This is a genomic window from Bartonella sp. MR100HLJHH, assembly GCF_042194215.1.
Lineage (GTDB): Bacteria > Pseudomonadota > Alphaproteobacteria > Rhizobiales > Rhizobiaceae > Bartonella > Bartonella grahamii.
The window spans coordinates 1-7,357 of sequence record NZ_JBHIMR010000026.1 but is presented as its reverse complement, the minus strand read 5'-3'; the positions used below and the strand labels follow the sequence as shown (position 1 = coordinate 7,357).

Genomic DNA, 7,357 nt, shown 5'->3' with positions numbered 1-7,357 from the left:
GGCATATTAAGTGCTGCACAAATTTTCAAGATATTGCGAAATTGAAAAGCCTCATAAGAGCCACCAACCTCAACAGGATTTGAGAATGTAACCTCTTTATTCTCTCCTAAATAAAGAGATGCACCGGGCGCAATGACAGGTGCTTTGTATTCTTCTTCAACGTTGTTTTTATCACGATTATCGGATAATTTTTCGACGTTTGGGGAACTGTCCTTGACAAACGCCGCGAAAAGAGCCGCCGTCCTTTTTCTATCGAGTTCTGCGTCGTCATAGGATTCGAGTTGAAAGATCTTTGTCATAGAGCGCGTTATTTTGGGAGAACCGCGCAATTGTCCGGCAATACGGCGCTCTTTGATATGAATGACCATTTCAGCGGGGACGCGCACGCGCTCTTGGCTCTCAAATGCCATATTTGCAGGGACATCATCATAGGGGTGATGTTCCCAGAAATGATAAGCAACGCGCTTACCACTGGCATTAAATTCAATCCCCATACGAATGTAATTGCCTTCAATCTCAGCAGGTCTATTGTAGGAAAGGTCCAACATTTCGGTGGGATAAACTTGCAATTGAAGAGGCACACCAGAGCGCCCGTAGAGATCAACATAATGCAATCTTACAAAGCACTCTCCGGTTAAAAAGACCTCTCGTGCAATGGTTGCTTGCAGCCCATAAAAGCTGGTATCTTCATCATAATCGGCTTCATCAACCCATTGCCACCATAAGTCTAAAAGCTTTTTCTTTTCTTCTTGAAAACCTTCAATACGAGGATAAGGTTTAATCCCATCACTGACAGCCGCAGAGACCCATTCCTCCGTTGCGGAACCATAAAGAGCTTCATTGTCATAAAGTCATCTTGAACGGGCAACAATGGTATCACCGCATTCCTCAATGGCTTTATTGATATGTTTTTTTGCGGGGTCAAAACCACCCATACGGCGGCTTTTGCTTGCCGCTTCAAAATGGGGATTGTGTTGACGAGAAATTGTAAAAAAGCCCGTGAGTTTATTGATAAAGCCAGCCATTAATAGCCTCGTGATATATTAAAATAGAAAACGCGTGAACGCTTGCTTCCTTCAAGGTCCGCTATTTGTGTGTTCAGCATCTCAAGCGCTCTGCGCAGTTCCTCAACAGAGCGGTTGCTGACTTGCTTATCGCCATGGCGTACCGATTGCGCACCCGAATAAAGAGCCTCTTCAATTTGTTCACGCCGCCTTTTTAAACTTTCCAGTCTCGAAAATTTGCTGTTAAATTGTCCTAAAGTTTCATCCACAAATTACCTCCAATCCCCTTGCATATAAGGATTCATCACCGTTCTGGATTGTTTCCTTTGAGGCTGTGCTGTCTGAGATCTTCTTGGAGCAGGAGAGGGGGCATGTCTTGGTGTTGGCTGCTCTAAAGAGCCTTCAACTTTAAGTTTTTCCAAACGCTCTTCTAAGATATCGACTTCTCGATTAAGGTTTATTCCTGCCGAAATCAGGCCTTGTAAAGCCGCATAAGCATAGACCCTACAATCCAAGGCTTCATTTCTTGCCTTTTCGCTTTTTTGCCATTCAATGCGCTTGAAGCCTTTAAAATATTTGATGACTTTTCTTTCAGCGGTTAGCTGGTCAAAATATTCCCGATCAAGGTTTTTGTGAAAGTGTGTTGCACCAGCACCCGATGCTTCAGGACCGGATTTTTTAAACCGTGCCGTGATAATATCTTTTGCTGCATCAACACCAACAATATAGAGATTAATCTGCCCCTTATTGTTTCTGCTTGGGCGGCGTGGCCATACCGCACGCCATCCCGCTTGCCCCTTAATCCCCCAGATACGTCGTCCCTCACGGGGGCGGACATAATTATAAACCGCTTGTGTGTGTCCACCACCGGTATCAATACAAGCAGCCGTTATCCTGATGCCATCTTTATAGCCTGGATGTGGCCAGCGTCTTGTAAGGTATTCATCCAGCTGGTCCCATACTTCAAAAGAAGAGGGATCACCAAGGATGACCTGATAATCAATATGCCAGCTTTCTTCACTGCGTCCCCATCCAACCACTTCAAGTTCTAAGCGGTCATTTTGCACATCAATGCCTGCTGTCAACACGACGGCTTGTTCTGGTGCCAATGGATAATCTTCGCGTTTTGCATAGAGGCTATCAGGGTCAACAACTTCGCCTGTTCTGTCTTCCCATGGCTCTCCAAGCACTGTGTTGACAAAAGGCTGCAAAAGTGCCGGATCATCCTTGGCATCTAAAAACTCTCTTGCGCATTCCCCCCAAGTAAGCCAAGGGGAATAGAGTGCCGAAATATGGTAAGAACGCAAATTTGGTCTGCTTGATTCACTGGTTGGCACCCAGCACGCACCTCTTTCTTCACTCATGAGATCTGTTTTTCTGTGCTCGGCATGTTCATGACCACAATGCGCACAAACAAACACAGCTTTTTCGGGGGCGCCTTTTGGCCACTTAATTTGTGACCAAACAATGGGCTGTAGAACACCACATGCATCACAAGGGACATTGTAATATCGTTGGTCTCCTAGCACGAAATCTTTGGCGATACGGCTTGTGTCACGGTGGGTCGGTGTGGACAATTTAAAAATCTTTCTCTGCACAAAGGTTGAGGTCCGCTTTTCGGCAATCATCACCGGATCACCTTCGTTATCCACACTGAGAGGATAGGCGTCCACCTCATCTAAAATCAGATAACGAATAGGCATGGAACGCAAACCAGCTGCACTGTTTGCTCCTGTAAGCATCAATGCCCCACCATCAAACTCTTTCGAAAACATTGTATTACCGCTGTCGCGTGCCCGCGCTGGGGCAATGCGTTCGCTTAAAGCAGGGCTTGCCATAATCATTGGGTCAAGACGGGTTTTTGATAATTTCTTCGCTGTCTCAACCGTTGGCATCACATAAAGGGCAGGTCCCGGACTATAATGAATGGCATAACCGCAAAAGTTCAATCCTGCTTCAGACATGCCAATCTGCGCCCCTTTCATGACAATGGTTGTTTCAATTGGCACGTAAGAGGAAAGGTTATCCATGATTTCACGCAAATAAGGGGTACGCTTTGTCCTCCAAAGCCCAGGCTCAGCACTTGCTACGGTGCTAAGATACCTATTCTTGTCCGCCCATTGCGAAACCGTGTACGGTGGGTCTGGTTGTCGTGCGTCATTGGCATTGGCGAAAAATTCTTCGACTGCATTTTCATCCATTATTCGTTTCTTGCAAGTGCTCTAACTCTGGAGAATGAGGATCATGAAAAGGCACTGGAATATTAACCGCCTCAAGCAAAGCGGTTCTCATATAATAATCAATAGCACCAATAAGGCTGGCCGCATCACATCCAACTTGTGCAGCAATGCTTGCACCAAAACGATGAGGAAAATTCAACATAGCATCACGGTGCGCTCTTCCAAACTCACGCGCTGCCTTTTTCACTTCTTCACGATCGACAGTTGTTTCGCGTAACTTTTCCAGAGCAATCTTTTCTTTTGCTAGTGCAACTTGCATCCGCTCCAGTTTTATCTTGTATTCGTTGGCTCCATCTGTGGAGGCTTGTTTGATCTTTGTCCGCGGTTGTCCATCAGGTGCTAAAAGTGAGGCAGGGTGTTTTGTAGGATTCTCATTCCAGATAGCTGTTGCAAGCGCTTCATTGACAGAACCATCTTCAAAAAGAGCTGTATCAAATTTACCTGTCTTTATCCGAGAAACCACCGCATTATGTGAAACACCCATCTTTTTTGCAAACGCACGAACCGATAGACCTTCACGAGCTTTCTTATTCATAGTTGCTCCTTGCCTTTTTCTCTGCCATAAGAAGTAAGAGTTTACGGTGTTACGAATGATTGACAATCGGGTATAATCCGGTATATATTCCGGTATGAAAACAGATACACTCCAAATTACACAAGAATTGTTGGCTCTCATTGCTGAAATTGATGAGTTCAAAGGGGCATGGCGCGCCCTTGGTACTCTTGCACCTGAGCGATTGAACGCTCTTCGTCATATTGCTACTGTTGAAAGTATTGGATCTTCCACACGCATTGAAGGGAGTAAGTTAACAGACCGCGAAATCGAACAGCTTTTGGTAAACTTAGAAATTAAACGTTTCAAGAGTCGTGATGAACAAGAAGTTATCGGTTATGCCAAGGTTATGGAAACAATCTTTCAATCTTGGAGTGATATTTCTATTACTGAAAATCATATTAAACAACTTCATCGTGATCTTTTGTGTAATAGTGAGAAAGATCAACGACATCGAGGTGAATATAAGACTTTACGCAATGATGTAGCAGCATTTAATTCTCAAGGGAAAATGGTTGGCATTGTTTTTGAAACAGCTACACCATTTGATACACCATACCGAATGCAAGAGCTTATTACTTGGTTCAATAAAACCAATGAATTAAAGGATCTTCATCCTTTACTTACGATTGGTATTTTTAATGTAACATTTTTAGCTATTCATCCTTTTCAAGATGGAAATGGACGTTTAAGCCGTATCTTAACCACCCTTCTTTTGTTACAAAAAGGTTATGTTTATGTACCATATTCATCACTTGAAAGCATTATTGAGAATAATAAAGAAAGCTATTACTTAGCTTTAAATCAAACTCAAAAAACAATTTATACTAAAACACCCAATTGGGAGCCTTGGATACTCTTTTTTTTACGTGCTCTACAAAAACAAAAACGCCAATTAGAAATAAAAATAGAGAGTGAAAAAAATGCTCTTTTTTCCTTATCTGAATTGGCTCTTAATATTCTTGATTATGTGCGTAATCACGGACGTGTTACAACCCGCGATATGGTACGTGAGGTTGGTGCAAGCCCTAATACACTTAAAGTAACTTTTACATCATTAGTTGAAAAAGGTCTTTTGATACGTCATGGTGGTGGACGATCAACTTGGTATAGTGCACCTTAATTTTATTGCCTTCTTAACCACCTCCCCATTGTTGAGAACGGGGAGGGGAGATGTGTCTTAAGCTAAGCAGCTTTCACGACAGATCTTTCTAAGACTTGTTTTGCTTCTTTGATTAAAGCTTTATAATGTTTGCTTTCTTCTACCAATGTAAAGGCTTTGACAAGATGCATATGGAGAGGTCCATAAATGTAAACAGCCTTTTTAGTTGGAGACATTTTATCCCAATCTTTTGGGAAAGCAAAACGTATATCATCACAATAATCAACAGATTGGCTTTTTAGTTTCTTTTCACACTCAATAAAGTAACGACGAGCCTGTCGTCCTTTCTCATTGCGTTCAACCATGGAAAGCTCTTTCGCCATGTCTAAAGTGAGATGGTATTCTTTACTTATAACATTTTTACGTTTCTCATTTTTGAGAAACGTAAAACCATAATCTTGATTTTCCAAAAATCCATATTCTTTAATACGGCGTACAATCCAATCTGCAAATTTAGAGTTGACTTCTAAGAACATATATAATTCACGTGCGTTAACAGTTTGAACAGTTTCTTGTCCAATCATTTGTTCTTTAATTTCTATGAGAGTGTTCATGATGAACTCCTATTGGTTAGAGGTTTCTTATTGACATTCCAGAAGAATGCCGGGCGCTAAGAAACACGGCCAATAGTCCGTCGTTACGCTTTCCCCATAAAGAGTATTGTATAGCGTAACCACACCCGACAAGATCTTTATACGCTACAGCATATAATGAGTCAAAATCTTTAATGCTCAGAAGATAGATTGTTTCGGCAATCCATCCGCTATTGGTTTAAGGTGTTTCTTAGGCACCTAATTCGAAAATATATATTAACGCAACAATGTCAAGAATAAAAATAATTTTTATCTAAAAATAATCGCGTACTGTACAGTGTACATATTGAAATTGTTATTTATCAATGTGTTATGTGTACAATGTACAGTCAATTTGAAAATTCTGTCGCTAGCGATAGTTCGCGCTCGTCCGCCCCGCAACAGACCCAACCCGCTGGGAAGTACCTTTTATATTGATTTTATTATATTTTTTTGGAAATAGGAGAGGCATAATTGGCAATTTTCTTTAATTAATATCCTCCCCACTCTGAAAGCAGGGAAGATGAGATTGTATTTTAAATTTAAGCAGCTTTCGTAACAGATTTTTCTAAGACCTGTTTTGCTTCTTTAATGAGAGCTTTGTATTTTCTGTTCTCTTCATCCACTCTGAAGGCATCAAGAAGACGCATATGAATAGGACCTAGAAGATACAAAACTTTTTCACCAGCGTTCATACCTTCCCAATAGCTTGGCAAATCAAAGCGTGTATCACAATCATAATTGGTCTGCTCCTGACTCTCGAGTTCTATCCAGCGGTCAATGATCTTAGCACGCAGCACTGTACTGTACCCTGAAACTAATATAAGACATTCACGCTTAGGTAGGTTGTAGCAGACTAATTTGCGTCCTGTAGAATCCTTATAATTTCCTTGAAATTTACTCACCTCAATTTTGAGGTCAGTGCATATTTGTCGAATATCTCTTACAATATTGTCATGCCTTTTATCACATAATTCCGCAATTTCACGGCTAGACATTGTTAAAGTGGTTTGGGAGTTTACTAAATTGTTCATAACGAACTCCTATCTATTTAGATGTCTTCTATTCATACCCCAAGGGGTATCGGGTGCTAGAAAACACGGTAGATAGTCCGTCGTTATGCTTTTCCCAAAAGGGTATTGTATAGCGTAACTACACCCGACGAGACCATTATATGCGACGAGCATAGAATGAGTCAAAGCCTTAATGTGCGGAAAATAAACTGTTTCGGCAATTCATCCGCTATCTATCAAGGTGTTTTCTAGGCACCTAATTTAACGATATATGTTTTCTGTGAATCTTGTCAAGAAAGAAAATCCTATTGTATAGCACATAAACATAGCTTAAGAGCATTATTTAGCTTTCTTATTGGCGGCATATTCTTGACGAGCAAGTTGGTACTGTATGTTGGCAATTAATCTTTTATTGGCTTTTTTTACGATAGCACTTGCAATTTCTGGCTTGGACATCACCCCAGCAATTGAGGGTCCCTCTTGTTTTGCAATAGGGAATTGATCTCCATCCGCTCTTTGAAACACATTCCCATTCAGCTTTTTTAATTCAACACGCTTTGGAAAACTCCCACCTTTGATAAAAGCATGGGGTAAGATTTCTTTTTTTCCAAACATTTTGTAAGTTACGCCGCGTTTTGTTTCTTCTGCTTGAAAAAATTTAAGAGGTATCGGTGTTCCAGAACCAATGATATCTGTCTCAAGAAACTTTGCTGTAGCTTTTTCTTTAATATAAACACCTTTTTTGACACGCTTTGATTGGGCAGATGTAACATCGGCAATTTGTTTTTCTGCAAAGCGTTCGACTTGTTTTGC

At 41.3% G+C, this 7,357-nt stretch carries 7 protein-coding genes and 1 pseudogene; 1 reads left to right on the top strand and 7 read right to left on the bottom strand.

All coding sequences use genetic code 11. The annotated features are described in order from the left end of the window. The 4 genes and pseudogenes from ACFIJ7_RS08635 to ACFIJ7_RS08620 all read right to left on the bottom strand — a co-directional run. Positions 1-1,025: pseudogene (locus tag ACFIJ7_RS08635) on the bottom strand (phage portal protein); the annotation flags it as partial. Continuing rightward, positions 1,025-1,273 (bottom strand): phage head-tail joining protein, encoded by a 249-nt coding sequence (locus tag ACFIJ7_RS08630; protein ID WP_375645082.1) that lies wholly within the window; start codon positions 1,271-1,273, stop codon positions 1,025-1,027. The pseudogene ACFIJ7_RS08635 and the gene ACFIJ7_RS08630, both read right to left, overlap by 1 nt. 3 nt (positions 1,274-1,276) lie before the next feature. Next, the gene (locus tag ACFIJ7_RS08625) at positions 1,277-3,205 is read right to left on the bottom strand and encodes a phage terminase large subunit family protein (protein ID WP_375645081.1); all 1,929 of its coding nucleotides are present in this window, start codon (positions 3,203-3,205) and stop codon (positions 1,277-1,279) included. Further along, positions 3,198-3,779, bottom strand: coding sequence for a hypothetical protein (locus ACFIJ7_RS08620; protein WP_375645080.1), 582 nt, complete (start codon positions 3,777-3,779; stop codon positions 3,198-3,200). The genes ACFIJ7_RS08625 and ACFIJ7_RS08620 overlap by 8 nt, the downstream gene beginning before the upstream one ends. A 94-nt stretch (positions 3,780-3,873) precedes the next feature. Between ACFIJ7_RS08620 and ACFIJ7_RS08615 the strand changes: the two genes are divergently transcribed. After that, entirely contained in the window at positions 3,874-4,920 is a 1,047-nt protein-coding gene (locus ACFIJ7_RS08615; protein ID WP_375610735.1) for a Fic family protein, read from the top strand. A gap of 62 nt (positions 4,921-4,982) precedes the next feature. Here ACFIJ7_RS08615 and ACFIJ7_RS08610 read toward each other — a convergent pair whose 3' ends face one another. The 3 genes from ACFIJ7_RS08610 to ACFIJ7_RS08600 form a co-directional block, all read right to left on the bottom strand. Next, positions 4,983-5,513, bottom strand: a complete 531-nt coding sequence (locus tag ACFIJ7_RS08610; protein WP_375629830.1) for an antA/AntB antirepressor family protein — start codon at positions 5,511-5,513, stop codon at positions 4,983-4,985. A gap of 560 nt (positions 5,514-6,073) precedes the next feature. Beyond that, positions 6,074-6,565 carry a Rha family transcriptional regulator gene (locus ACFIJ7_RS08605; RefSeq protein ID WP_375645079.1) on the bottom strand — a complete coding sequence of 164 codons (492 nt, stop codon included), beginning with the start codon at positions 6,563-6,565 and terminating at the stop codon, positions 6,074-6,076. Positions 6,566-6,883: 318 nt separating this feature from the next. Further along, positions 6,884-7,357 (bottom strand): hypothetical protein (locus ACFIJ7_RS08600; RefSeq protein ID WP_375645078.1); only part of this gene is annotated, 474 nt, incomplete at its 5' end.